At 70.7% G+C, this 26457-nt stretch carries 22 protein-coding genes; 13 read left to right on the plus strand and 9 right to left on the minus strand.

What is annotated here, in order from left to right:
* The first annotated feature begins 12 nt into the window (after positions 1-12).
* Both WMF44_RS29245 and WMF44_RS29250 read left to right on the plus strand, forming a co-directional pair.
* Complete coding sequence (locus tag WMF44_RS29245) at positions 13-561, plus strand: tyrosine-protein phosphatase (protein WP_437293339.1); 549 nt, start codon at positions 13-15, stop codon at positions 559-561.
* 10 nt (positions 562-571) lie between these two features.
* Positions 572-1660, plus strand: a complete 1089-nt coding sequence (locus WMF44_RS29250; protein ID WP_437293340.1) for a HisA/HisF-related TIM barrel protein — start codon at positions 572-574, stop codon at positions 1658-1660.
* A gap of 73 nt (positions 1661-1733) precedes the next feature.
* Here WMF44_RS29250 and WMF44_RS29255 read toward each other — a convergent pair whose 3' ends face one another.
* Both WMF44_RS29255 and WMF44_RS29260 read right to left on the minus strand, forming a co-directional pair.
* Complete coding sequence (locus tag WMF44_RS29255) at positions 1734-3284, minus strand: outer membrane protein assembly factor BamB family protein (RefSeq protein WP_437293341.1); 1551 nt, start codon at positions 3282-3284, stop codon at positions 1734-1736.
* Between the two features lie 91 nt (positions 3285-3375).
* A complete protein-coding gene (locus WMF44_RS29260) occupies positions 3376-3645 on the minus strand; it encodes a hypothetical protein (RefSeq protein WP_437293342.1) in 270 nt (89 codons plus the stop codon).
* Between the two features lie 22 nt (positions 3646-3667).
* Between WMF44_RS29260 and WMF44_RS29265 the strand changes: the two genes are divergently transcribed.
* From WMF44_RS29265 to WMF44_RS29280, 4 genes are all read left to right on the plus strand, one after another.
* Positions 3668-4537, plus strand: a complete 870-nt coding sequence (locus WMF44_RS29265) for a hypothetical protein (protein ID WP_437293343.1) — start codon at positions 3668-3670, stop codon at positions 4535-4537.
* Positions 4534-6732 carry a hypothetical protein gene (locus tag WMF44_RS29270; protein WP_437293344.1) on the plus strand — a complete coding sequence of 733 codons (2199 nt, stop codon included), beginning with the start codon at positions 4534-4536 and terminating at the stop codon, positions 6730-6732. The genes WMF44_RS29265 and WMF44_RS29270 overlap by 4 nt, the downstream gene beginning before the upstream one ends.
* A 5-nt stretch (positions 6733-6737) precedes the next feature.
* Complete coding sequence (locus tag WMF44_RS29275; RefSeq protein WP_437293345.1) at positions 6738-9209, plus strand: helicase HerA-like domain-containing protein; 2472 nt, start codon at positions 6738-6740, stop codon at positions 9207-9209.
* A 170-nt stretch (positions 9210-9379) separates the two neighbouring features.
* Positions 9380-9778, plus strand: coding sequence for a hypothetical protein (locus WMF44_RS29280; RefSeq protein ID WP_437293346.1), 399 nt, complete (start codon positions 9380-9382; stop codon positions 9776-9778).
* Between the two features lie 304 nt (positions 9779-10082).
* Here the strand turns inward: WMF44_RS29280 and WMF44_RS29285 are convergent, their stop codons facing one another.
* Entirely contained in the window at positions 10083-10694 is a 612-nt protein-coding gene (locus WMF44_RS29285; RefSeq protein WP_437293347.1) for a TetR/AcrR family transcriptional regulator, read from the minus strand.
* Between the two features lie 52 nt (positions 10695-10746).
* Between WMF44_RS29285 and WMF44_RS29290 the strand changes: the two genes are divergently transcribed.
* Positions 10747-11730 (plus strand): aldo/keto reductase, encoded by a 984-nt coding sequence (locus WMF44_RS29290; protein ID WP_437293348.1) that lies wholly within the window; start codon positions 10747-10749, stop codon positions 11728-11730.
* 101 nt (positions 11731-11831) lie between these two features.
* Here WMF44_RS29290 and WMF44_RS29295 read toward each other — a convergent pair whose 3' ends face one another.
* Positions 11832-12863, minus strand: a complete 1032-nt coding sequence (locus tag WMF44_RS29295) for an NADP-dependent oxidoreductase (protein WP_437293349.1) — start codon at positions 12861-12863, stop codon at positions 11832-11834.
* Positions 12864-12965: 102 nt separating this feature from the next.
* Between WMF44_RS29295 and WMF44_RS29300 the strand changes: the two genes are divergently transcribed.
* The 3 genes from WMF44_RS29300 (at position 12966) to WMF44_RS29310 (ending at position 14856) form a co-directional block, all read left to right on the plus strand.
* Positions 12966-13880, plus strand: coding sequence for an AraC family transcriptional regulator (locus WMF44_RS29300; protein ID WP_437293350.1), 915 nt, complete (start codon positions 12966-12968; stop codon positions 13878-13880).
* Positions 13881-13948: 68 nt separating this feature from the next.
* Positions 13949-14320 (plus strand): hypothetical protein, encoded by a 372-nt coding sequence (locus tag WMF44_RS29305; protein ID WP_437293351.1) that lies wholly within the window; start codon positions 13949-13951, stop codon positions 14318-14320.
* A 38-nt stretch (positions 14321-14358) separates the two neighbouring features.
* Positions 14359-14856, plus strand: a complete 498-nt coding sequence (locus tag WMF44_RS29310) for a hypothetical protein (RefSeq protein WP_437293352.1) — start codon at positions 14359-14361, stop codon at positions 14854-14856.
* A 54-nt stretch (positions 14857-14910) separates the two neighbouring features.
* On the opposite strand, the gene WMF44_RS29315 is transcribed toward WMF44_RS29310, so the two are convergent.
* Positions 14911-15264, minus strand: coding sequence for a DUF1428 domain-containing protein (locus tag WMF44_RS29315; protein WP_437293353.1), 354 nt, complete (start codon positions 15262-15264; stop codon positions 14911-14913).
* Positions 15265-15474: 210 nt separating this feature from the next.
* The gene (locus WMF44_RS29320; protein ID WP_437293354.1) at positions 15475-16224 is read right to left on the minus strand and encodes a helix-turn-helix transcriptional regulator; all 750 of its coding nucleotides are present in this window, start codon (positions 16222-16224) and stop codon (positions 15475-15477) included.
* A gap of 514 nt (positions 16225-16738) precedes the next feature.
* On the opposite strand from WMF44_RS29320, the gene WMF44_RS29325 reads away from it, so the two are divergent.
* The 3 genes from WMF44_RS29325 to WMF44_RS29335 all read left to right on the plus strand — a co-directional run bounded on the left by WMF44_RS29325 (position 16739) and on the right by WMF44_RS29335 (position 21790).
* Positions 16739-17971 carry a hypothetical protein gene (locus WMF44_RS29325; protein ID WP_437293355.1) on the plus strand — a complete coding sequence of 411 codons (1233 nt, stop codon included), beginning with the start codon at positions 16739-16741 and terminating at the stop codon, positions 17969-17971.
* A 599-nt stretch (positions 17972-18570) separates the two neighbouring features.
* Complete coding sequence (locus WMF44_RS29330) at positions 18571-20277, plus strand: DUF1592 domain-containing protein (protein ID WP_437293356.1); 1707 nt, start codon at positions 18571-18573, stop codon at positions 20275-20277.
* Between the two features lie 4 nt (positions 20278-20281).
* Positions 20282-21790 (plus strand): DUF1552 domain-containing protein, encoded by a 1509-nt coding sequence (locus WMF44_RS29335; protein ID WP_437293357.1) that lies wholly within the window; start codon positions 20282-20284, stop codon positions 21788-21790.
* A gap of 10 nt (positions 21791-21800) precedes the next feature.
* Here WMF44_RS29335 and WMF44_RS29340 read toward each other — a convergent pair whose 3' ends face one another.
* The 3 genes from WMF44_RS29340 to WMF44_RS29350 all read right to left on the minus strand — a co-directional run bounded on the left by WMF44_RS29340 (position 21801) and on the right by WMF44_RS29350 (position 26371).
* Positions 21801-22730 carry a YkgJ family cysteine cluster protein gene (locus tag WMF44_RS29340; RefSeq protein WP_437293358.1) on the minus strand — a complete coding sequence of 310 codons (930 nt, stop codon included), beginning with the start codon at positions 22728-22730 and terminating at the stop codon, positions 21801-21803.
* A 307-nt stretch (positions 22731-23037) separates the two neighbouring features.
* Positions 23038-24510, minus strand: a complete 1473-nt coding sequence (locus WMF44_RS29345) for a protein adenylyltransferase SelO (RefSeq protein ID WP_437293359.1) — start codon at positions 24508-24510, stop codon at positions 23038-23040.
* A 148-nt stretch (positions 24511-24658) separates the two neighbouring features.
* Positions 24659-26371 (minus strand): DUF1592 domain-containing protein, encoded by a 1713-nt coding sequence (locus WMF44_RS29350; RefSeq protein WP_437293360.1) that lies wholly within the window; start codon positions 26369-26371, stop codon positions 24659-24661.
* Positions 26372-26457: the final 86 nt, after the last annotated feature.

Here is a 26457-nt window from a genome sequence, read left to right on the forward strand (position 1 = left end):
CAGGCGACCCCCATGAGCGCGACGTTCCGGCCCGCCAACTACCGGGATGTCGGCGAGATGCTCGGGCTCTGGCTCGACGTCTCGCCGATCCCCGCCGGCCGCCTGCTCCGCGGCGGGCGATTCGACCTCATGACAGCGGCGAGCGATCTCGGTTTCCCCGGGACGATACTGAACCTCCGGCGCGGCGCCGATCCCGGTCATCTCGAGGGAATCAGGGTTGTCCACGTCCCCGCGGAGGACGACATCGAGAACTACGACACGCGGCAGCGACGGGTGAGGAGCTGGATTGGAAAGGCGCTTTCCTCGCTCGCGGCCCCCGCCCTCCCCTGGCCTGTCTACGTCCACTGCACGTCGGGGAGAGATCGGACCGGGGTCGTCATCGCGGCGGCCCTGCTGGCGATCGACGTACCGCGGCAGGTCGTCGCGGAGGAGTACATGCTCAGCGACGGCGCCGACCGCATCGCCATCGATCGGGCCATCGAGGGCATCGTGGAGTGGCTGCCGTCCGCCGAGGTCGACAGGGCAAGGCTGCGGGGCGCGCTGACCTCGGGCGAGTGCTAATCATCTCCCCGTGACCTCACCGCTGCTCTCTCCTTTCTCGTTCCCGAACGGCATCACCGCCAGGAACCGCGTCTGGCTCGCCCCGCTCACGAACGGGCAAAGCCATGACGACGGCTCCCTGGGCGACGACGAGCTGCGCTGGCTCTCCTACCGCGCCCGAGGCGGCTTCGGCGTCGTCGAGACCTGCGCAGCCCACGTGGCCGAGGACGGCCAGGGCTGGAAGGGCGAGCTCGGCGTCTTCGCCGACCGGCTGCTGCCCGGCCTCCGCCGGCTCGCGACCGAGATCGCCGCCCAGGGCGCGCTCGGCCTCGTCCAGCTCTTTCACGGGGGCCTCCGTGCCAATCCCCAGATCTCCGGCCTGCCCACGTGGAGCGCCAGCGCCGTCGCCGAGCCGGACCTCCCCGTGCCTCGCGCCGCCACCGAGCAGGACATCCTCGCGGTGATAGGCCGCTTCCGCGACGCCGCGACGCGGGCGCACGCCGCCGGCTTCGCGGGCGTGGAGCTCCACGGCGCCCACGGCTACCTCCTCGGCCAGTTCCTGTCCGCCACCCAGAACCTCCGCGCGGATCGCTGGGGCGGCGCGTGGGAGAACCGGGCTCGCCTCCTGCGAGAGACCCTCCGGGCGGTCCGCGCCGCGGTGCCCGCGCCCTTCGTGGTCGGCGTGCGCCTGTCGCCCGAGGACTGGGGCCAGGCCAAGGGGCTCGATCTGGACGAGAACCTGACGCTCGCGCGCTGGCTGGCCGAGGACGGCGCCGACTTCCTGCACCTCTCGCTGTGGGACTCGAGCAAGCCCTCGCAGAAGCGCGGGGACACACACCCGCTGCCGCTGTTCCGCGAGGCGGTGGGGGCGAGCCTGCCGCTCGTGGTCGCCGGCGGCGTCTGGACGCGCGCCGAGGCCGAGGCGCTCCTCGACAAGGGCGCCACCGGGGTCGCGCTGGGGCGCGCCGCCATCACCAACCCCGACTGGCCGCAGCGGATCGCCGACCCCGCCTGGCAACCCCGGAGACCGCCGCTCACGCGCGCCGAGCTGTACGAGCGCGGCGTCTCGGAGACGTTCGCCGGGTACCTGCGGAGGTGGAGAGGCTTCGTGGCCGACTGACGGCCACCGGCGCCCGCGCCTGGCACCACGGCACGGCCGGGCTCCGGTGTCCGCCGTCCGGCGGCGGGCAGCGCTACGGCAAGTCGAACGCGAAGAGGGTGTTGCCCGGCGTGCCTATGCCGAAGCTCTCGTAGCCGCTCCCCCAGAACACCGTACCGCGCACCACCGCCGGGCCGGCGTTGACGGAGCCGTCGGCCGGATGGCTCCAGAGGACGTCGCCCGTCGCGGCGTCGAGCGCGTGGACGTCGCCGCTCATCGAGCCGCCGTAGAGCACGCCGTTCGCGACGGTCAGCGGCCCCCTGGTCTGCGCGCCCGGCGTGGGATCGGGCGTCTGCCACAGGATGTCGCCCGTGGCGGCGTCGAGCGCGCTCCACGAACCCCAGTGGATGACCTCCCCGGAGGGTTGCAGCGTGTAGTCGACCTGGCCGTTGTTGCCGATCGGCACGTAAATCCTGCTCTCGTCGACGGCGACTCCCCACATGATGCCGCCCAGCTCCCCGCCGGGACCGACCAGCGTGCTCCACACCACGCTCCCGTCGTCCCGATCGAGCGCCCAGAAGATACCGCTCTTCTGGCCGGCGCCGACCAGATCGCGGCGCTCCGCCCCCTGGCCGGCCGTGAAGAGCGTGGCGCCCGTGCCGAAGTCGTAATCCGGGCCCGCCGGATCGGGGCACCAGTCGCCGCCGAAGTAGCAGGCGCCCGTCCAGGCGTCGAAGCCCTGGAGCCGCCGCGCCCACTTCAGCGCGCCGGTGCGGAGGTCGAGCGCGAGGACGGCGTCGATATAGTCGTCCGGCGCAAGGCAGGCCTCGGCGGCGACGGGGTCGTCGCCGGCGGCCTCCACGCACGCGGACACGGACGGCGGCACGGTGTAGTTGTTGCCGGTGGTCACGTACAGCGCGCGGCGCTTGAGGTCGAGCGACGGCGCGCCGCCCCACACGGCGCCGCCGGTGTAGCCGGCGGGCACCGTGTAGCGCTTCCAGAGCACCGCCCCGGTCCCCGCGTCGAGGGCGACCACGCTGCCGCGGAAGCTGCAGCACGGATAGGCGTTGTCCGCCGCGAAGAGCTCCTCGCGCGAGGAGACGCCCACGTACACGCGGCCGCCATGCACGACGGGAGACTGCGTGATGATCGCCGCGGGGTGCGTGTCGAGCTGCCTCTTCCACAAGAGCGCCCCGGTGCGCGTGTCCACGGCGACCATGTGCGCGCCGGCGAGGGTGCCGAGGAAGAGCGTGTGGCCGTGGAGCGCGGGGGTCGTGCGCGAGACGGCGCCGGCCGTGCCCGTGAGGCCGGCGATCGTGCGCGTCCAGATCGGGTGCCCGGTCCTGGCGTCGAGCTTGTACAGCTTGCCGCCCCCGTCCGGAAAGTAGACAGCGCCGTGGTCGACGGCCGGCGTCGCGGGGACGATGCCGGTCGTGGTGAAGGCCCACTTCACGGCGAGCGATGCGACGTTCGATGGCCCGATGTCGTGCTCGTCGCGCGCGTGGTGGGTGTTGGCGAGATCGTAGCCATAGACGGTCCAGCGCCCGGCGCCCGTGCCCATGGCCGTGCTCCCGTGGACGACACTGAGCAAGGCAAGACACAGGGCGGCCCCGATCGCGGACCGGACCCAGAAGATGCGCTTCATGGTGCTCCTCCCGGGGCATCGAGGTGAGCGGCGATCGGCCACCCGACACGCCAGTTCCGTCGCCTCTGCAGCACGAGGCCCCGAGTCTACGTCACGCGGAATCGAGCTGCGCGTCAATCGGATAGAGAAAGGCGGCGCGGCGGCGCGGAGCCCCTTCCCATGGCTGGATACCGGGGTAATCTCGGCCCCTCGGGAGGTGGGCCACGAACCGGAACAGCGCATCGAGTCCGCGCTCGCGGGCGACGACAACGAAGACCACTGCAGCGAGGAAGAGCAGCGCCGAGGAGCCGAAGAAGTCCGCCGCGCCGCGGAAGGCCGCCGCGCCGAAGGCTCCCGCGCGGCAGAAGGGCGCGGCGCGCAAGAAGGAGCCGCCGCCCTCGCCGGTGCCGAAGCTCCTCGGCGTCCTGGAGTCCCAGAGGCAGCTCGGCGGCGCGTCGTACCCGCCGACGCTCGAGCGGCTGACGGAGCTGACCGGTGACACGCTCGCGGTGACGAGCAAGGCGCTGACGACCAAGGAGGCGAAGGGGCGCGTGCTGCTCTCCCGCGCCCCGGGAGGCAAGAAGAAGCCAGCCCCCGGCGCCACGCTGGTGCTGCTCGCGGAGGACCTGGAGGCGATCGCGCAGTCCGATCGGCTCCTGGAGGTGCAGCTCCAGTCGGCGCGGACGGCCGACGCTCCCGCGGTCGACCTGGCGCAGCTCCCCAAGGGCCTCCTTCCTGCCCTGAGCCGCGCGTTCAAGGCGGCGCTCGATCAGCGCATCGCCGAGCGCCGGCTCCCCCGCACCATCGGCGCCTTGCTCGGGAAGAAGCCGCTGCTCTTCTTCGTCGCAGACGCCGTCCTCCCGGCCGCCAGCGCGCCGGCGCGGCCCGCCGCGATCGCGACCGACGGCGCTGCCCGCCGCGCGGCCCCCGACGGCGCCGGCAACGCGATCTCCAGCGGCCCCGGCACCTCGGCCGCCAGCGGCGCCGGCGCGCCGGACATCTCCTTCGCCGATCGCTTCGACGCCGCCTTCTCCTCGCTCGACCGCGCCTCCGGCCGCCTCAACTACGTCACCCTCCACGCGCTCCGCGCCGCGCTGCCGGACATCCCGCGCGACACGTTCGACGCGGAGCTCGGCGCGCTCCGGCGGCAGCGGCGCTACTCGCTCGACCCGTCCGACGGCCGCCACCACCAGATGGCCGAGGCGGAGCGCGACGCCGGCATCATGGAGGCCGGGAACCTGCTCGTCTACGTGGCGCGGAGGGACGACGCATGAGCGAGGAGCCGACGTTCGAGCGCTTCCTCGCCGCGGTCCGGGGCACCAACCCGTTCCGCAGCCACCGCATCACCGACGTCGGGGGCGGCGAGGCCACGGTCGAGTCGATCCACAAGAGCGCCTTCACCAGGCTCGTGCGCGTCGTGCAGGACGCCGCGAAGGAGCCGATCAGCATCGGCGCGCTGCTCATCGGCGCGCCCGGCGTCGGCAAGAGCCACCTGCTCGCGCGGCTGTTCCAGTGGGCCGGGGAAGACAGGGCGACGGTCGTCTACCTGCACAACATCCTCGCCTCGCCCGAGCGGATGCTCCGGTACGTGCTCAACGCGACCGTCAGCGACCTCGCAGGGCACCGCGGCAGCGACTACACGCAGTCGCGCCTCTACACCGTCCTCAACCGCGCCCTCATCCGGACGGGCGCGCTCAAGGGCCGCAGGATGATGACGGGGCCCAGGGAGATCGAGGCGCGCAAGGAGGCGCTGGCCCGCCTCGGCGCCAAGATCGACCCGCAGAGCGCCGTCATCCCCGTGCTCAACGCGTTCCTCACCGGGACGTCGCACGCGAGCCTCGGCGACGCCAGCGCCGAGAAGCGCGCCCAGGCGGCGGTGCTCTGGCTCTCCGGCGAGACGCTCGGACCCGACGAGGCGCGCCTGCTCGAGCAGGCGGCCGGGGAGGACGGCCTCGCCCTCGCGGACGACGCCGCGGTGGAGCGCGTCCTCCACGTCCTCGCGCACCTGTGCGCCCTCGCCGAGCTCCCGCTCGTGCTCTGCCTCGACCAGATCGACAACCTCGACGCCGAGGCCGTGCGCGCCCTGATGTCGTACGCGCACGCGCTGCTCGACCGGGCGAAGCACCTCGTCGTGATCGTCTCGGGCGTGAAGCAGTCGATGCTCTCCCTGCGCACCGGCGAGGTGATCCCGGCGGCCGCGTGGGACCGCATCGCCGAGCGGATCCTCGAGCTGCACATGGTCTCGCCGGAGGAGGCCCGCGCCATCCTCGAGGGGCGGCTCGACGCCGCGCTCTCCGGCTTCGAGGAGAAGGAGATCGAGGAGGTCATCGCCGCGCGCAAGCGCGATCGGCTCTTCCCGCTCGGCAGCGCGTGGCTCGAGCGGCGCCTCGACGGCGTGCAGGAGCTCCGGCCGCGGGACGCGATCCTCTGGGCGCGCGACCGCTGGGAGGCGCAGCAGGACCGGCTCGCGGCCGTCGGCGGCAAGCGCTGGCTCAAGGAGTGGCCCGGCCTCGACGGGAGCGAACCGAAGCCGCCGGCTCCGAAGCTGGAGGACGTCATCGACGCCGAGGTGAAGAAGAAGCTCGTCGAGGGCACGACCCGCCGCCGGCTGCAGCAGGCGTCGCTGCCGCCCGACGAGGACAACCTCGCGAGCCTGACCCACCACCTGCTCGCCAGGTGCGCCGGCAAGGGCGCCTCGACGCTCCTGAGCGTCGAGCACGCCACCGCGAGGAAGCGCGGCAAGGCCGCCCCCGCGCACCACCTCGTGGCCAAGGAGAAGCGCGCGGACGGCGTCATCGTGACCACCGGCGTGACGTTCCTCTGCGCGCCGAGCGGGCACGGCGCGCGGCTGCCGCTCCAGCGCATGGTCGAGGACACGAAGCACACCGACAAGCGCATCCTGGTCACCGACGAGGAGCGCCGGCCGCTCCGGCTCGGGGGCGCCGGCAAGGCCGCGTACGACGCGCTCTGCAAGCTGGGCCGCCAGCGCTTCCTCCACCTCCACCTCGACTTCGCCGGGCACGCGGAGCTCGACTCGCTGGTGGGGCTCCTCGGCGCCGCGAGGAGCCATGATCTCGAGATCGAGCACCCGCGCGGGCAGTACCGCAAGGTGACCGAGGCCGAGGTGCTGGCGTCCTTCGAGCGCCAGAGCCTCCTGCTCGCGCACCCGCTGCTGCGCGAGCTGCTCACCGAGGAGATCGTGAAGGGCGGCGGGGACTCGACGCCGCCCCCGGCGTGGGATCCGCAGCAGACGCGGGAGCACATCATGGCCGAGCTGTCGTGGCGCCTCGGCCTGATGGCGAAGGAGCTCGCGCAGATCTTCGCGAGCCGCAAGAAGCTGCACGAGAAGCGCTTCCCGGAGGTGTGGTCGCACATCAAGAAGACGGCGCAGGCGCTCCATGACGAGGGCCACGTCCACGCGACAGCGACCGACGACGACCTCTTCGTCCAGCTGCGGGGCAAGAAGTGAGGCTCGTGCACGTCAACGTGACCCAGCTCCGCGTCGCGGCGACGTGCCCGAGGCTCCACTGGTTCGACGCGCGCGCCACGGCCGAGCGGCAGGACGGGCGGACGGTCGTGAGCCGCATCTGGCGCAAGGGCGGGGACGCGCCCGGCTGCGGCGCGCTGTTCCACACCGCGGTGGAGCGCTTCAACGCCGCCGCGGCGAGCTCGGACGAGGTGCTGGCGGCGCTCGAGGCCGCCGGCGACGCCCCGGGCCTCCAGCAGGCGCTGATGCGCTGGTTCAACGCCTCCTGCCTGAACCTCGACGCGCTCGCGGCGCGCCCGGTGCCGCTGCGGCTGGGCTTCATCTCCGCGGTCCAGCTCTACATGGAGGAGCTCGCGCGGCTCGCGGCGCACGCGAGGGCCGCCGGCCTGCCCGCGGCGGAGCTCCGGGCGCAGCTCTTCGGGGACTCGCGCAAGCGGGTCGACGTGACGTTCCACGTGGGGGAGGACGTCCACGTCCACGTGACCGGGGCGATCGACTACGTGTACTTCGATCCGCGGCTCGGGAAGCACCGCATCGTGGACTACAAGCTCACGCCCGCGACCTCCCCGAACAGCGATCTCTTCCAGATCTTCACGTACGCGCTGATGCACCACCACCAGCACGGCACCCGGCCGGACGTGGCGGTGTTCTACCTGCACCCCACGCGCAGCGTCCGCGAGGCGCGCTGGGAGGAGATCGAGGCGAAGCGCGGCAAGGTCCACGAGCTCATCGCCAGCATGGTGGCCTGGTCCGACCACGCGGTGGGCGCGGGCGGGCTCGCGCCGCCGGGCGACCGCGCGTACTGCGGCGGCTGCAAGCACGAGCGCTCCGGGGCGTGCGTCGCGCAGCTCGGCCACAAGGATGTGGGCGCGTGGGACAGGCGCTGGACGGCGCTCGAGGCCACGCGCGGCGGCGGATCGCCGGAGGGGCGCGAGCCCGCCGCGGCCAGCGCGCCGGCCGCGGACGGGCCGGCCACGGACGAGCCGATGGTGGAGGACGATCCCGAGCTCGACGAGGCGCTGGCGGTCGTGAAGCCGGCCGTCGAGCGCCCGAAGCCGGCGCCGGCGCGGGGCCGCGGGCGAAAGGCGCCCGCGGAGGCGCCGCCGGAGGCCGCGGAGGCGCCGCCGGAGGCCGCGGAGGCGCCGCCGCAGCCCCGCACCGCGAGCGTCACCGGCATGCTCCTCGGCTTCGACGACGGCGGCTCGCCCGTCTGCGTGGACCCCGCGGTGCTCCGGACGCACGTCTCGGTCGTCGGCGCGGCGGGGAGCGGCAAGACGTGGATGGCCAAGGTCATCGCGGAGGAGGCGCTGCGCGCCGGTGTCCCCGTCGTCGCGATCGACCCCCAGGGCGATCTCGTCCAGATGATGGAAGCGCGCCCGCCGTCCGACGTGCCGGCCGAGCTGCACCGCGCGTGGGAGGAGCTCCGGGAGCGCATGGAACCGCGCATCCTCACGCCCGGGTCGTCGCACGGCCAGCGTCTCTGCCTCGACCCGCTGCGGCTCCCGAGCGCGGGCGAGCTCTCGCACATCGCGAACCCCGCGCTCCGCGCCGAGGAGGAGGAGGGCTTGCTCGTGGCCGTGGCGGCCAACCTCGTCAGCCTGTGCGCGTGCGGCGGCGAGGAGGAGTCGCAGCGCACGTTCCTCTACCAGGTGCTGCGGCACCTGCCGCGCGCGGCGCCGGTCCGGCTGAGGGACATCGTGGCCGCCGTGACCGCGCCCGAGGACCTCGGCATCGACGACGTCGACAGCCTGATCCGCAAGTCCGAGCGCGAGCGGCTCGCGCGAAAGCTCAACACGTTCGTGCAGGGCCCGTCCGCGCGGCTGTTCTCGGGGGGGACGCGCCTCGACTTCACCGAGCTGCTCCGGCCCTCGAAGCCGGGGCGCGTGCCGCTCAACGTCGTTTACCTGAACGCGCTCAGCAACGACGATGAGAAACACTTCTTCCTCGCCGCCCTCGCGACGGAGCTGTACCGCTGGATGATCACGACCGTGGACGCGACCTCCGGCGGCGTGAACCTGCTCTTCTACATCGACGAGGCGCGCGACTGGATCCCGGCCGGCGGCAGCAAGCCGCCCGCCAAGCAGCCGCTCATCCGGCTCTTCACCCAGGGCCGGAAGTACGGCGTCGGCTGCTTGCTGTGCACCCAGAGCCCTCGATCGGTGGATTACAACGTGTTCGGCAACACGAGCACGAAGCTCATCGGGCGGCTCGAGGCGGCCCAGGACGTGGAGCGCGTGATCGACTGGTTCACCGTCGAGGGCGGGGCCCCTCCCTGGGTCGCCGCGCGCAAGGGGGCGCCGAAGGGGAGCTTCGTCGCGCGCTGGCCCGACATGCCCGCGGAGCTCGCGGGCCGCGCGTTCAAGGGGCGAACGCTCTTCACGCGCCACGCCGGCGCATGGTCGCCCGACCGCGTGGAGCGGGCCGTCACCGAGGCGGGGCTCCGTGGAACAGGCGGGTGACGCGCCGGGCGCGGGCGGGGTCAACGCCTTCTCACCTGCGCCGCGAGGCGCTCGGTTCCGGCATCGCCCCATGCTTCGTGGGCGAGTTGATGGAGTCGGCCCCACTCGCCCTGGCTTCCGGCTCCAGATCGAGTTTTCGTAACAGAATGACATCTGGCAGGGAGATCGACATGGCAAGCGGAAACCCAAGGAACCCGACGCTACACTTCTGGGATGTGCCTGCGGCGCTCCTTGGGCTCGCAGTGGCTGGCGCGCTCTCTCGGATACCGCTCTTGGGAGAGTACGGTCTCCTGTGGATCGGAGCTCCGGCCGCATTCGTCGCCTTGCGGCGTCTGGCTCTACCCCAGCTCACGCCGGCGGCCACTGCGCCCAAGCCGAGTCTCTCCATCTGGCAGAGGCTTGGTGCCTACTTCTGCCTGATCCTTGGGGGTGTCATCACCTTGATTGCCGGCATAGCGTTCTATATCAACGCCACGAGGGAGACACGTCCCGAGTTCACATGGCAACTGCTTCTCCCCATGGCGATTGGCGGCGCGCTTGCTATGGTCGGTATCCGACGACTGACATAGCCCATCCGTACCGGCGCCTTACCGCGGTCTGCGCATTTCCCCCGTCATCTCGTCTGCGCTCCGCCATTCCTCGCCTGTCGCCGAGCAGGGTGTCGATGAGGCCGAGGAGGGCGCGAGCGGCGCGCAGGGGCGGCGGAGGGCGAAGCGCTGCCACGTCGGGGGGAGCAGCAGATCGGGGTGGCGCGCGATGAGCATCTGCGAGCTGGCGAGGAGCTCTGCTTCGAGCAGCGGAGCGGGGTCGGGCAGTCGCGCGGCGCAGGCGTACGCGCACGGTGAAGCGCCGCGCGAGCGCGATCGCGCGCGGTCAATCCGCTGCCGTCGCGGAGCCTGCGGCCTTCGACGCGGGCCGGTCGCCGAGCACGCGCGACACGAGCGCGAGCAGCATCTCGCGCGCGTGATCGCGGTCGACGGCTGGATCGCGTAGCCGGATCGCCTTGCTGCCGTCCAGCACGGCGAGCAGCATGGTCGCGAGGTCCGCCGCCGGCAACGTGTCGTCGACGAGGCCGGCGGCCTGCCCGCGCGCGATCGCGCTCGCGAGGAGCTGCTTCATCTCGGCGCTGTGGCGCCGGAGCCGATCCGCGATCGCGGCGTTGCGCTGCGACTCGGCGAGCAGGTCGAAGAGGAGGTTCGGCCCCTTGCCGCTGTAGAGATCGGCCACGAGCGCGGGGAGGTCGCGCGCGGCCTGCACGTCGCCCGACAGGTGCGTGGCCGCTTCGTCGAGCACGAGCTGGAAGAGGCCCTCGAGGATGGCCTCCTTGCTCGGGAAGTAGTGGTAGAGGTGCCCGGGGCTGACGCCCGCCTCGGCGCAGATGCTCGCGATGGAGGCCTGCACGCCCTCGGCGGCGAAGCGGCGCAGGGCGGCGCTGAGGAGCTCGCGACGCTTCTTCTCGTGCTGTTCGGGGTTGACAGTGCGCATGCGGCGATTCATTAATAGAGCGTTCGCTCTAACATTGAGGGGGGGTCGAAAGATGCCCATGATACCGCGCGTTCATCTCGGCAAGAACGGTCCGCTCGTCGGCGCGCTGGGCCTCGGCTGCGGCGGCATGTCGCCCAGCCGCGGCGCCGGCAGCGACGCCGAGAGCATCGCCACGATCCAGGCGGCGCTCGACGCCGGGATGAACCTCCTCGACACCGCCGATTTCTACGGCATGGGGCACAACGAGGCGCTCATCGGGCGCGCCATCGAGGGCCGGCGCGACCGGGCCTTCGTGAGCGTGAAGTTCGGCATGCTGCGTACTCCGGGCGGGAAGTTCCTTGGGATGGACGGCCGCCCGGCCACGGTGAAGACGTTCGCGGCCTACTCGCTCCAGCGCCTCGGCGTCGACGAGATCGACCTCTACCAGCCCGGGCGGCCCGATCCCGACGTGCCCTTCGAGGAGACGATCGGCGCCATCGCCGACCTCGTGCGCGAGGGCAAAGTCCGTCATATCGGCGTGTCCGAGGTCGGCGTGGAGCTCCTGCGCCGCGCGCACGCCGTGCATCCGATCACGGCGCTCGAGATCGAGTACTCGCTCGCGTGCCGCTTCATCGAAGCGGAGATCTTGCCGGCCGCGCGCGAGCTCGGGATCGGCATCGTCGCCTACCGCGTGCTCGCCGACGGGCTGCTCAGCGGCGCGACGGCGCCGAGCCCTGGCGCGCACTTCGTGGCGCCGCGGATGGAAGGACACGCGCTGGAGCAGAATGTCCGCGCCGCTCGCCCGCTCGTCGACATGGCCGCCCGGAAGCGCTGCACGCCAGCCCAGCTGGCCATCGCGTGGCTGCTCGCGCGCGGCGGCGACGACATCGTGCCGCTCGTCGGCATCAGCCGGCGCGCGCGGCTCGACGAGAACCTCTCGGCGCTCGACGTGCGCGTCTCCCCGGACGAGCTCGCGCAGCTCGACGCTGCGTTCGCGCCGGGCGCGATCGTCGGTGATCGATACCCCTCGTTCGTCATGAAGTACGCGGCGCGCTGAGCGACCCCACGCCGCGGTCGGCAAGGTCCTGGTGGACGTCACGTCGTGACGTTCCGCCGAAAGGCGCCGTCCCCGCGGGCCTTGCGCGACCTGATCCGCCATCAACGCGGGAGCAGCAGCAGCTTCCCGCGCGCGTTGCCCGTCAGGAGGATGTCGAACGCCTGGCGCCACGCTTCGAGCGCGAAGCTGCGTGCGATCGGGATCGAGAAGCGACCTTCGGCGGCGAGCTTCGCGAACTCGCCGAGCACGTCGTAGCGAAGCGTGTTCGTTATGATCGAAGCTGCTCCCTCGTCGAGCTGCGGTGTGTCAGACCCGCCGATCGTCGCGCCCTCCGGATCGAAGCTGGTACGGACGCCGAGCTTCGCGGCGCCGGCGAAGTCGGCGATCGTGAGCACGCGCTTCGGATTGCCGCCGACAGCGCGGGTGAGGTCAGCGAGCGCGCTGTTCACCGTGCTCGACACGTTCACCGGCGCGGTGTCGAGCGCGAGCTCCACCGGCCCTCCCGCGAGCCTGAGGACGCGGTCGGCAAGGCCCGCGTCGTACGACGTCACCTTGGCCCCCAGCGCACGCAACCGCTCGGCGTACGTCTCACCGGCCGTCGCGAAGACCCGAGCCCCGCGGAGGAGCGCGATCTGCACCGCGGCAAATCCGACCGTCGTCCCTGCGCCGTGAACCAGGAGCGACTTGCCCGCCTTCACGCCGAGCTGATCGAGGCTGCGATACGCCGTTTCCACCGCCATCGGCAGCGCCGCGGCGGGCGCGAAATCGAGGTTTTCGGGCATCGGCGCCCAGGCGCTCAGGATGGCGAAGTCCGACGCGCCGCCGATCGGTGCTCCCACATAGTCGGGCACACCGAGGACGCGGTCCCCGACGGCGACATCCGTGACGCCCTCGCCGACCGCGTCGACGATGCCGGAGGCCTCGATCCCGATGCCGCGCGGAAGCGCGCCTGGAAATGGGAACAGGCCCTTGCACAGACCGTAGTCCGCCGGCGTCAGCCCGCACGCATGGACGGCGATGCGAATGCGCCCCTTGGCGGGCTCGGGCAGCTCCGTCTCCTCGAGGCGAAGCACGTCGGCGGGCTCGCCGTGAGCATGAAAGCGAATCGTGCGGGTCTTCTTGTCAGCGGACATGGATGAAACCTCCCGTTTGGGTTCGCTTGTTTCTATGGCCGTTGTCCCGTACGATCCATGCTGGATCGTCCGTGTTTTTGTCGCGTTCGTACGGAGGCTTCGATGGACCCGCTCTCTGACGTCCTGTCGCTCCTGAGGCCCAACAACTACGCCTCAGGAGGGCTCGTCGGCGGTGGTCGCTGGGCGCTCGAGTTCCCCGCGCACGGAGGCATCAAGTGCTACGCCATCATGAAGGGCGAAGGCTTCGTCGCGATCGACGGCGTGAAGAGACCGGCGCAGCTGCGCACCGGCGACTGCCTGATGCTCCCGCACGGCCGCTCCTTTCGCCTCTGCAGCGATCTGGACGCACGTCCGCGCGACGCGCGCACGCTCTTCTCCGGCCCCATCGACCGCTACAACGGCTTTCGTTCGATCGCGCCCGGCGATGATTTCATGCTGATCGGCGGACACTTCGCGCTCGAAGGCAACGCCGGGATCCTGCTCCGGGAGCTACCTCCGTTCGTGCATCTGCGCAAGGGCGCGGACCAGCCGTCGCTGCGAGGCCACCTCGAGCAGCTCATGGAGGAGATGAAGAATCCGCAGCCTGGCGGCTTCCTCCTCGCGCGACAGAGCGCGTACTCGATGCTGGTGCTCGTCCTCCGCATGTACCTCGCGCGCGGTGAGCGTGGCGGCGTCGGCTGGCTCTTCGCGCTCGCGAACCCGCGGATAGCGCGCGCGATCACGAGCATGCACGAGAAGCCGGCGCACGACTGGACCGTGCAGACGCTCGCCGAGCAGGCGAGCATGTCGAGGACGACGTTCGCAGAGCATTTCCGGCGAACGGTCGGCGAGTCGCCGATGGAGTACCTGACGCGGTGGCGAATGCTTATCGCGGGCGAGAGGCTACTTCATTCCAACGCTTCGGTCTTCGAGATCGCCGGCGCCGTCGGCTACGAGTCGGAGAGCGCGTTCAGCTCGGCGTTCAAGAGGACGATGGGCGAGTCGCCACGCGCGTATGCACGTAGACGTCGGGCGTGAGGCCGTTCGCCATCGCTCGATACCCGACCCGCTTGCCGGCGCGCCCGCGGCATGCCTTGATCGAGCCCATGACGACGGGGTTCTTCGAGGCGCGTGGCCTTCGTTTCCGGCTCGATCGGGAGGGCGCCGAGGTGAGCGGGGCGCCGACGCGCGCGGTCCAGGCCACCATCGAGCCCGACCAGGCCAGCCTCGACGGTGACGAGCCGCTGGCCGAGCTCCTGGGCCGCCGGCTGTCGGCGCTGCTCGGCGCGCCGGTGAGCGACGAGGAGGGGATCTTCGATCTGGCGGTCGAGCGCGACGGGGTCGTTGTCGCGGCCGTGCAGCTCTCGTGCGGCGAGGACGACGAGGATGTGCTCGAGCTGCTCGGCGAGCGGTCGTCCTCGCTCCCGGTGCGCGCGCTGGTCGAGGCGCTGGTCGAGGCGCTGCGGGGCCCCGGATGACGGCGCGCGCGGCGCGCCAGCACGCGGTATCAGCCCAGGTGAAGCCGATCGAGGACGGGTTCCTCGTTCCGCCCGGACATCCTGGGGCGGGTGAGGTCACGGCGGGCCGCTTCGTCATGCTTCCGGTCCCTGGCGTCGAGCACAGCCCTCAGTTCTTTCGCTACAGCGCTGCGTTCCAGGGCGACCCCCGCACCTCGGAGTTCTTCGTCCTGATCGCCACGCCTGGAGCTGATCCGTCAGCCGCCTCTCGAGCGCTCCCCCATCTTGAGCGCGCGTTCCCGTCCGCGACTGTCGCTCTGCTGCTCGATGCTCGGACCGGCTGGGCTCGCGCCAGCGTCTCCGCGCTCAAGGATGCCGGCCGCAAGGAGCTCGCCGCCGGCTGCGTGGCCGCCGTCCTCGCCGGAGCGAGCTGGGACGAGTCCGACCCCATCCTCGTGGAGCTGGACGAGGCGCACTTTGCCGTGAGCCTCGTCCACCACGTTGACCTCTGGGATGCGGTCATCGATACCTACCCCATCGACGCCACCCCGCCGTGACCGGCCCGGGGCCCCCCTGAGCGGGGGGCGTGCTCGAGGACCGCAGCCCGCCGATCAGACGTCGACGAGGACGTCGAACCCGCCGTAGATCATCCGCTTTGCGTCGAAGGGTGAGTCCTCGTTGTTCATCTGCATGCGCGGGTCCTCCATCACCTTCTTGCTGCCCTCGTCCCGCGCCTCCTTCGACGGCCAGACGATCCACGAGAAGACGACGACCTCGCCTTCCTCCGCCTTCACCGCGCCCTTGAAGTCGGTGATCTTGCCGTCGGGCACGTCGTCGCCCCAGCACTCGACGACGCGAATCGCCCCGTGCGCCTTGAACACCGCCGCGACCTTCTCGGCCAGATCGCGATAAGCCTGCTTCTTGCCCGCGGGCACGGGAACAACGAAACCGTCGACGTAGCTCATCGTGGGTCCTCCTCTCGTTTGGCCCCGCTCCGAATTGACCGCCGCCGCGACCCGCGCGGCGGCGTGCCGACCAGCTCGGGGGTCGGGGTGATGCCCCACGCGCTCAGCGAAGGCAACTTCGCTGCAAGGCCGCCTGGCGGCCGCGCCCGCGAGCTCACGGCGCTCGATCCGGCCTGACAGCGAGCTCGGCGCGACAGGCCTGCCGGACGGTCAGCCAGGGCGAGGCAGCGCGCGCTCGCGGGCGCGCCACGCGGCCGGGGCCACGCCGTGGCGGCGGCGGAAGAGGCGGCTGAACTGGCTGGCGTCGGCATAACCGACCCGCTCGGCGATGATCTCGACGAGCTCGTCCGTGTCGCGCAGGCGTCGCCGCGCCTCGGCGAGGCGGCCTTCGAGGATCCACGCCACCACGGAGCGGCCCGTCGACCGCTTCACCGCGGTCGTGACGTACGCGGGGGATCGGTGCACCGCGCGGGCCACCTCACCGAGGGTCAGCGGACCCAGACAGCGCGCCTCGATCACGGTGAGCGCCTCGGCGACAATCGAGGGGGCCTCGGGGAGAGCCACCTCGCGCGGGGCGGCGCGCACGATCTCGGCGAGCACGAGCCCGAGCAGGCTCTCGGCCACGACGGGCAGCATGCCCGACGACCGCGACAGCTCGCGCTCGAGCTCCTCGAGCAGGCCGAGCACGTGGGGCTGCCTGCTCGTCGGCAGCTCGACGACCGGGAAAGCCCCGCGCCGGACGCGATCGAGCGGCGCGAGCAGCTCCTGAAACCGATCCTGAGGGAGGCACGAGCGACAGAAGGCCACGCCGCGCATGTCCACCTTGCTCGCCGTGAGCCACCGGTGGGCATCGCCGGCCGGGATGAGGTGGACCTGGCCAGCCGTCAGCTCCAGCTCGCCGCGGTGCTCCACCCGCATCCGGCCGCCGAGGTGAAAGGCGAGGACCGAATAGGTGTGCACGGCGGCGCGCTGTATCGGGCGGAGCTCCGGCGCGCGACAGGCATGTACGTGGATCACGCCGCTCTCGAGGGCGTCAATTGTAAGCTGCGACTCCATGGCCACCGTCGCAGGGTAACACGCGTTGATGGGGCAGGCTTCCTGGACCGCCCTGGCCCTCGCGGCTCCCTCGGTCCAGCAGGCGACGCGGTGTCACACAGCGGCGGCCCCCAGCGCGCATCGGCGACCTGAACCCCACGGGCACGCACACCCTGGCAAACGGGTCAGGTACGGCTGAGCTCCCTTGACAGCCGGGGACCGATTCGTTTTTTCTGAAAACTGCGAGGTCACCCGGGGGTCCTCTTCGCGGCGCGCCGCAACCTCGCGCGGACGCCCGAATCACCGCGATCTAGATCCAACATGATGGCTGCGCGCTCGGCTTAAGCGCGCGTCCCTCGACCGGCGCGATCACGACACCGTGTCGCTCCGGGCGATGCTCCCCTGTCAGACTCATTACCAGGGAGGGTTTATGAATCACATGTTCAATTCCCATCAAGGCATGTTCATGGCCTGTCTCTTCCTCCTCATCCCGCTGCTGGGGGCCGCGGGTTGCGCGGGGCAGGAGGAGTGGGACACAGGCGAGCTCGTCGCGGTCGCCGCCCAGGCGCACCGGCTCCAGAGCGGCGAGCAGCTCTTCGAGAGAGCGACATTCGGCGGCAACGGGCGCCGCTGCGTGACCTGCCACAGCGAGGAGACAGGCACGATCTCCCCGGCGGAAGTGCAGGCGCGGTACGCGGCCAACCCGAACGATCCTCTCTTCCGCCCGATCGACAGCGACGATGGCGTCGGCGACAGCTACACGCGGCTCCTCAACGAGGCCACGTTCCGCTTCGAGTTCCCGCTGCCCCCGAACGTCTGGATCCAGGACGACCCCGCGGCCACGAGCGTGACCGTCTTCCGAGGCGTCCCCTCCGTCAAGAACTCGCCCGCGCTCGATCCGCTCATCACGTTCGACGCACGGGAGCCCGACCTCGAGACGCAGGCCGCGAACGCGATCCTGGCGCACTTCGAGCCGACGGTCACGCCCACGCGGCGGCAGCTCGAGAAGATCGCCGACTACGAGCGGACGCTGTTCAGCTCACGAGAGCTGCGCCGTTACGCGCACGGCGGGCCTGAGCCCGAGCTGCCTCGCGGCCACACGCGGTCCGAGAAGCGCGGGCGCAAGCACTTTCTCCCGAACGGCGTCTGCGGCCAGTGCCACAGCGGGCCCATGCTCAACACGAGCAGCGAGCAGTTCCCCTTCGGGGCTTTCACCAGGATCACCGGCGTGCTGACCGGCTTCTCGGGCGAGGTCCTCGGCACCCCGGAGGTGCGGCCGACGCCGAACCCGATGCGTCGCTACGCCATGGCCTGCCCGTCGGACGGGAGCGGCCTCCTCTGCTCCAATCCGGACCTGCTCCCGCTCATCGCCGTCTACCAGCCGAGGATCGAGGACGGCGTCCTCTCGATGCTGGCCGCCGATCCGGGCGCCGCTCTCTTCTTCGGCACCCTCGACGTCCTGGGGGACGGCAAGACGACCTCCCTCTGGGGCATCAACGAGACGGCGCCCTACTTCCACGACAACTCGGCCCCTACGCTGGAGGACGTCATCCACCACTACAAGCTGGCCTTCGAGGCCGCCCCGATCCTGGCCGCCCCGATCCTCGGGGGACGCGCGACCCTGACCGCCCAGGAAGAGGCGGACATGGTCGCCTATCTCAAGCTCCTCTGAGCGGAGGGCCTCTCCGCCGTGCAGGCCCGCACGGGGTGAATGACGCAGGGCGGCTTCGTTCAGGAGCAGCGCGGCAATAGAGCAACATGTGTCCCACGCCGCGTCATCGGGCGCGGCGGCGCGGACGTACAGCGCGACAGGCGCGCCATCACCACGCTGGACATGCCGAGTCGTCGCCGGCCTTCCGTTCTGGCCGCTGCGAACCGCGGCCACGGCCGGTGGGCGGCAGCCTGCTCGCGGAGCTCGCGCGAGAGGCCGCGCGGCGCGCATGGGTGAACATCCATGGGTTCCCTCGTGCCTTTGACGAAAAGCGCACATGGGTGAACACCAAAATGTTCCCTCATGCCTTTGACGAAAAGCGCACATGGGTGAACACCAAAATGTTCCCGCATGCCTTTGATGAAAAATTAGAGCATCAATCACAGAAAAAAAATGAGAGCCCTCACCGACACATCATTGCACCACATCCTCTCGACATGAGAGGATGTGGTACACGGGGAGCAGGGCAGCCACCGGACGTCGCGCGTCGGTCGCAAAGACGCCCTTGCTGCTTCCGTCTGGGTTCTTTGATCTGGAACATACCACCTGAGGTGAGTGCGATGCATACGTGGAGGAGCGGCATCATCGTCGCCACCGCGTTCGCGGCTGGCTGTGTGGGCTCCGTGGGAGACGCCGAGGTCGACTCGGAGTCGGGCGGGCAAAACCCCACCGGGGGTACGGACGGCACGCCGGACGGCCCAGGCGCGAGCGGCGAGTGCAAGCCTGGAATCGCGCCGACATCGCAGATCCGGCGCCTGACGAACGCGCAGTACGACAGGACGGTCCGCGATCTGCTGGGCGTCACGGCGCTGACGGCCTCCGGCAACGTGGCGCCCTCGACGCTGCTGGCGACGGACCAGGCAGGGAGCCTCACGGATCTGGGCTGGAGCGCCTACAGGTCCGTGGCCGAGATGATCGCCGCGCAGGTGATGGCGGACCCCGCGCTCAAGAAGAACTTTCTGAAGTGCACGCCCAGCGGCGACGGCGCCGCGTGTTTGCACGACACGATCCTCGATTTCGGGCGGCGCGCCTTCCGCCGGCCGCTGACGGACGCGGAGGTGGCCAGGTTCGACGCGATCGTGGCCAAGGGGCCGGAGATCACCGAGAGCGGGGCCCCGGAGGAGGTCGCGGAGGCGCTGCTGTTCATGTTCCTGATCTCCCCCACGTTCATCCAGCGCGCGGAGATCACCGAGACGCCCGGCGGCGCCGCGGGGTTCACCCTCTCGAACCATGAGGTGGCGTCGCGCCTCTCTTACATGCTCTGGGGGACGATCCCCGACGAGGCGCTGAACCAGGCGGCCGATCAGGGCCAGCTGTCCACCGCGGAGCAGGTCCTGGCGCAGGCCCAGCGGATGCTGGAGGACCCGAGGGCCCGGCAGATGGTGGCCGCCTTCCATCGATACTACCTGGAGCTGGGGCCGAACACGCGCTGGGACTCGGCGCAGCGGGACACGACCATGTTCCCCATGTTCGATCGCGCGCTCATCCCGATCATGGCGGAAGAGACCGAGCGCTTCTTCGATCATCTGGTCTTCACGCGCGGCGGGACGTTCCAGGAGTTCCTCCTCAGCCCGGTCGCCTTCGTGAACGCGGCGACCGCGCCGCTCTACGGGCTCGATCCCGCCGAGTTCGGGGCGGATCTCGAGGAGGTGTCCCTCGACCCGACGCAGCGGCCGGGGTTCCTGACGCGGGTGGGCTTCCTCAACGCGTACTCGTCGTACAACCGCACCTCGCCGATCCTCCGGGGCGTGTTCATCACCAAGGACGTGCTCGGCATCGACCCGGGCACCCCACCTCCCGGCGCGCTCGAGACGCCGCTGCCAGAGGGGGACGATCTCGACACGAACCGCAAGCGCGTGGACGCGCAGACGGCGGGCGCCACCTGCGCCGCGTGCCACCACAACTTCATCAACCCGCCGGGCTTCGTGATGGAGGCGTACGACGCCATGGGGTCGTGGCAGACGCAGGAAGCGTTGACCGGCGCGCCCATCGACACGGTGGCGGACGTGCGCATCGACGGGCAGCCCGTGCGGGTCACGAGCCCGGCCGACCTGATGGCGAAGCTCGCCGTCTCCCCGAACGCGCAGCGCCAGTACGCGCAGAAGTGGGTCTCGTACGCCTACGAGCGCGACGGCCACCCGCTCGACTCGTGCACGGTGCGCGACGTGTCCGCGAAGATCACCGCCGGGGGGTACACGGTCCTCAACCTCGTCACGGACCTCACGCAGTCTCCGTCGTTCCGAACCCGAGCCGTAGAACTGGAGTAGGCGAATGAAGCGCAGAGTCTTCCTGAAGGGTGTCGCTGGCGCCGCTCTCGCGGCTCCGTTCCTGAGCTCCGTCCACGAGCGGGAGGTCAAGGCGCAGTCCGCGCCCCAGTCGTCGCCGCCCCGGCGCCTCGTGATCTTCTACACGCACAACGGGTGCCTCACCAACCGCTGGTTCCCGACCATCGAGAGCGGCGCCCTCACGGCCGAGCACATCAAGGGCACCACGCTGGCGGGGCTGACGCCGTTCGTGTCGAAGCTGCTGTTCCCGCGCGGCCTGAAGATGTTCAACTCGTACGCGGAGATCCAGTCCATCGACCCGCACGATCAGGCGATGGGGGGCAAGCTCACATGCGCGCTCATCAGCGACGACAAGACGCGGTACGCGACGTCCCACTCGCTCGACCACGAGATCGCGAAGCAGATCAACCCCGGCAAGGCGAGCCCGCTCGTGCTCTCGGTCGGCCCGTCGAGCAGCAGCATCAAGGAGGTGCTGTCCTTCTCGGCGCCGAACACCGCCTTCCCGGCCGTCGTCAACCCCAAGACGGTGTACCAGCAGCTCACCGGGCTGTTCGGGGGCGGGCAGGAGACCGAGGCCGACTACCGCGTCAAGCGCGGGCAGAGCGCCATCGATCTCGTCAAGGACGACCTTCAGAGCTACCAGCGGCTCACCATGAGCAAGTCCGACCAGCGCCGGATCAGCGACTGGCTCGATCTGCTCCGCAGCACGGAGCAGAACGTCGCGCCCACGGCGTGCAACGAGGCGACCGCGACCAAGGTCGGCGTCACGGCCGCGCAGGTCGACGCCGCGAGCTCGGGCGGCGGGTTCGGCGCGGGCCTGGGCACGTCGTTCACGGCCGGCGGGGACATGATGATGAACCTCATGGCGCTGAGCATGATCTGCGACATGAACCGGTCGATGATCCTCGTCTATCCCGGCTACGTGACCTTCGACTGGGATGGCATCGAGCACGACGCCGACCACCACGGCCTCTCGCACCGGAACGGCTCGTTCGCGGTGGGCGGGACCTGCAAGAACGGCGTGCTCGACATGATCGCGCAGATCGACGCCTGGTACGCGGCCAAGTACGTGCGGCTCGTCACCCTGCTCGACAGCATCGCCGAGGGCGATCGCACGCTGCTCGACAACACCGCCACGATGTGGCTCCCGGAGCTGGCCGACGGCAACGCCCACAACACGAACAACCTGCCGATCGTGATCGCGGGCAGCGCGGGGGGTTACCTCAAGCAGGGCCACGTGGTGAACGTGGACGGCGGGAAGCTCGGCACCGGCAACAGCGAGGCGGACTGCACGGGCGGCGACACGAGCGTCGGCTTCGGCACGGGCTCGAACACAGGCAATGTCCCCATCAACAAGCTCTACGTGACGCTGATGAACGCCGTCGGGTGCACGGCGGCAGGCGGCGGGCCCGTCGAGCAGTTTGGCAAGCTCGACAGCAGGAACGCCGAGGCCGGCATCACCAAGCCGGGCGAGCTGACCGATCTCAAGGCCTGACGCGGGGCGTTCACGATTCCCGGCCGGGCGCGAGGCCCACCGCTTCGATGAGCTCGCCCAGGCCGGGATCCGTCGCGTTGTCGGCGCTGCGCGCCGACTCGAACGGCCGCTCCCCGCGGATCCACGCGTCGGCGAGCGAGTCCGGCCCGTTCAGGAGCAGGTGCATCGCCGCCGTCAGCTCCAGGGGGCGCATGTCGAGGCGGAAGAGCTCGGAGAGGCTGAGCTGCAGGCCGGCGCTGATGGCGTGGACGCCGCGAATGGGCTCCATGAACGAGCGGCCCCCCACGCCCCGCGCCAGGAACGCGGCGCGCGCCTCGGGGTCCCGCAGCCTGGTCGCGCACTCTCCCGCGTCGAGCGAGTTCATCCCTCGACAGGAGAGCGGTCGAACCTCGTAGATCGAGCACCGCCCCGACCGCAGGAAGGGGCAAGGGTGGTCCGGCGAGAACCGCTCTGTCGACGGCAGGCCTCGTGTCCTCTCGTGGCACCCGGACACGTGCTGAGCCACGCGCGCGAGCTCCGCGTCGGACAGGGTCGACTTCAGGTGGTCGGCGATCGCGAGCGCCTCCGGCGGAGTGACCCCGACCGATTGATGGCAGCAGTGATCGCAGCCCGCCCTGCACGCCACCGCGCCGTCGGGCGCGCGCGCCAGGAGCCCCGCAGCGAGCCGCGACGTGGCCGCCATCGCGTCCCGCGCCAGCTCGACCGCGCCATCCACGCTCGGCTCCCCACGCAGGGCGGAATACGCCGTGTTGGCCGCGGCCGCTGCGATGTCGTTCTGCCACGCCTCGCGGAACACCGGGGTCCTGAGCGCGACGCGCTCATGCCCGCTCGCGGGGTCGCGAAGGACGGTGAGATGCACGCGGCCCGCGCCGTCCTTGCGGGCGGCTCGACGGGCCTTCTTTCCTGATGCGAGGAACGGCTTGCCTTTCCTCTGACTCATGGTGGCCGGTTCCTGGAGGGTGGTTGCCGCCCGAGCGCTTGAAGAAACGGTAGTTTATCACGCTGCCGAACCGTCCGCCAGACCTCCCCTCGTCTGGTTGGGGGCGAACTCTCCCACCGTGCCGGGAAGCAGGAACCGAGAGGACGCCACAAGACGCCATGAGGCGCCACAAGACGCCAAATTTTTGTATTTTTCTTGGCGTCTTGTGGCGTCTTATGGCGTCTTGGCGTTCAAATGACCTCACCTTCGGGCAAAGTACCCCACCACCAGGATCGATTTACTGCGATGCTGCACCCTTGAAGGGGAATCAGGTCCCGCAGAACGTGTATTGCACTCGCTCGTCCAGCTGCGGGGGCTCGCTCAGATGCGCGTTCTCCGGCTGATCGTCGTACGGTCGCTCGAGCACCCGCACCAGCGTCTCGAACGGCTCGAAGTCGTCACGCAGAACGGCCGCCTGGATGAGCGCCTCGATCCGGTGATTGCGCGGGATGAACGCCGGGTTGACGAGCCGCATCGCGCTCGCGCGCGCCTCGGGCGTGATCTCCTCCCGGGCGAGCCGCCTGCGCCACGACTCGGCCCAGTCGCGGAAGGCGCCGGGCTCCGCGAACAGGGCGGCCACCTGCGCGTCGGCGGCTGGACCGGCCGCCGACGCGCACAGCCGCCGAAAGAAGACCGTGTAATCGACGCCGTTCGACGCGAGCCGCTCCAGCAGATCCGCGGCGAGCGCGAGATCTCCCTCCTCCTCGCGCGCGAGCCCCAGCTTGGCCCGCAGGACGCGCGCGTGGGCCGCGACGAAGAGCGCGGAGAAGCGCTCAACGCGCTCGGTCGCCAGACGGACGGCCTCCTCCTCGCCCTCGGCCAGGAGCGGCAGGAGCGCCTCGGCTAGCCGCGCCATGTTCCACTGCGCGATGCGCGGCTGGTTCCCGAAGGCGTACCGGCCGCCCCGATCGATCGAGCTGAACTTCTTCGCGGGATCGTACTCGTCGAGGAACGCGCACGGCCCGTAATCGATGGTCTCCCCGGAGATCGACGTGTTGTCGGTGTTCATCACGCCGTGCACGAAGCCGACGCCGAGCCAGCGCGCGACAAGGGACGCCTGCGCGTCGACGACACGCTCGAGCAGCGCCAGCGCGTCATTGCCGCTGCCCATCGCCTCGGGGTAATGCCGGGAGAGCGCATACGAAGCGAGCGTGGCCAGCGCCTCTCGGTCGTCCCGCGCCGCGAAGAACTGGAACGTGCCCACGCGGATGTGGCTCGCGGCCACGCGCGTGAGCACCGCGCCGGGGAGCACCTCCTCGCGATAGACCGGCTCGCCCGTCGTGACCGCGGCGAGCGCGCGCGTCGTCGGCACGCCGAGCGCCGCCATGGCCTCGCTCACGACGTACTCGCGCAGCACCGGCCCGAGCGCCGCTCGCCCGTCTCCGCCCCGCGAGAACGGCGTCCGCCCCGCGCCCTTGAGCTGGAGATCGCGCCGCTTGCCGTCCCTGCCCACGACCTCGCCGAGCAGGATGGCCCGCCCGTCCCCGAGCTGGCTGACGAAGCTGCCGAACTGGTGCCCCGCGTACGCGAGCGCGATCGGCTCCGCGCCCTCGGCCAGCGCGTTGCCCGCGAGCACCTCCGCCCCCTCCGCCGAGGCGAGCTGATCCGCGTCGAGCCCGAGCACCTCCGCGAGCGCGCGGTTCACCTTCACGACGCGCGGCGCGCGGACCCGGGCGGGGGAGACGCGCGCGTGGAAGCGGTCGGGAAGGCGGGCGTAGGTGTTGTCGAACGGGAGCTTCATCGGCGAACCTTACGCGCGGAGGTGCCGCCGCTCAAGCCGCCGGAAGAGCCCGCCGGAGGGCCGCGCCACGGCGCCGCGGGAGCGAGCGACGCTGAGCCGTTCGCGCGAAGGCGAGCGAACAGGCTCCTCGTCCTGTCGTATTCCCGCCTCAGTTCCCGGTGACGCGCAGGCGGAAAGAGTCCGTCTGGGTGAGATCGGCGAGCAGATCGAGGATTGTATAGCCGTCGACAAGCAGGTTGACGCGGAGCCCGTCAACGTCACACTGGTCGCTCCCGTTCGGCTCCCGTCCAGTGGCAAAGGCGACCCACCGCTCGGCATAGTGGCGCACGGCGGCCGGATCGGCGGCGAGCGCGCTCATCAGCTCGATGGGTGACGTGATCGTCTTGACGTTGCCGACGTCAAAGGTGACGTCCGCGGTCCCATCGATGGCGCCGCCGAGCGGATCGGTGGTCTGCACCTTGCCGACGGCGTCGTACCTCTCGAGCACGAAGCCCGGCGGGTTGATGTACGTGCCGTGGCATCCGGCGCACCCCGCCGGGGAGGTCATGGACTCGATGGCCTCACGCTCCGTGGAGAACGGCCCCGGAGGCCGCGGCGCCTCGCTCGCGCCGGGCACGGGTGCCAGGTCGATCCCGAGCAGCCTGTTGACGACGAACGCGCCCCGAAGGATCGGGCTCGTGGCGTCATGACGCGAGTAGGAGCTCAAGAACCCGACGCGGGTCAAGAACCCAGGCCGCTCGTTCGGATCGAGCTCCACCCGCGCCAGATTCGCGCCGAAATTCGCTGGATCGAGCCCATAGAGCGCCGCTGTGTCCTGATTGACGTAACCGACGTTGCTCAGGAAGAGGTCCTTGAACGCCCCCCCCTCGAACGCCACCTCCTCGAAGAGGGCGTCCATCTCTGCCATCATCGGAGCCACAACGTCCGGGGAGTAGTCGGGGAAGCGGGTCGTGTCGTGTTCTACGGCTCCCCAGCGCGACCCCGGGCGAATGTCCGCATAAGCACGATGGAACCGGGCCACGAGCGGCGCCGTCTTCTCGCGGTCCTGGATCATCCGCTGCGCCTGCGCCAGGATCTGCTCCTTGGTGGCGAGCTGGCCAGCGTCGGCCGCGGCGTCCAGGATGTCATCTGGAATGGAGTCCCACAGCAGGACCGAGAGCCTCGTCGCCACCTCGTGGCTGGAGAGCTTGATCGCGCTTCCTTCGGGCTCCTGCGCCAGCTCGGGGCGCATGATGAACGAGGGCGAAGCGAGGAAGGTGAAGAGGATGGCCTCGGCGATCTCTTCGGGCGTGCCCTGGGGCTCCACCGCGGTGAGCCGCAGGAAGCTCTGCACCTCGTCTTCGAGCAGAGGACGGCGGAAAGCCTTGCGACCAAAGGCGCTGATCGTCTCTTCCAGGCACCCGGACGCCGCCGGATTGCAGGCGAGGAACCTGGGCTTGTTCGGCCCGCCCATCACCTCGGCGGCGATCTGCTCGGCGGCCGCGAGATAGCCGTTCCATGCGGGCTCTGTCATGTCTCCGTCGAAGTCGGGGACGAGGAGCGCGGACGGCGGGAGGTTGCCGGCGCTCGCCAGCGCCGTCACGCCGAGCAGATCCCGCACCACCGCGTCGTACTGCCGGTTGAGCAGGCGCGGGATCTGCGACGTCACCGGGATGCCGGGCACGCAGTACTCCCCCCCTCCGACGCCCGATCCCCCCCCGACGCCGGCGGTGGTGCCGCTGCCCCCGCCGCTGCCGCTGCCGCCGCCGCTCTGATCGTCGCGGTCGGTGCCCTTGCCCAGGATCGTGATCCCGCACCCAGGGGCGACGAGCGAGAGCGCCGCGAAGCAGCAGAGCGAGAATACGGCGCGCCAGAGCCTCATGACAAAGCCTCCCGGCGTACAATTCCCAGGGAGCTTCCCCGCGATCACAATTGCGTCGCGCATGTCGGCGCGGCGCCCGCTTCGAT

The organism is Sorangium sp. So ce426, from assembly GCF_051475585.1.
Lineage (GTDB): Bacteria > Myxococcota_A > Polyangia > Polyangiales > Polyangiaceae > Sorangium > Sorangium cellulosum_B.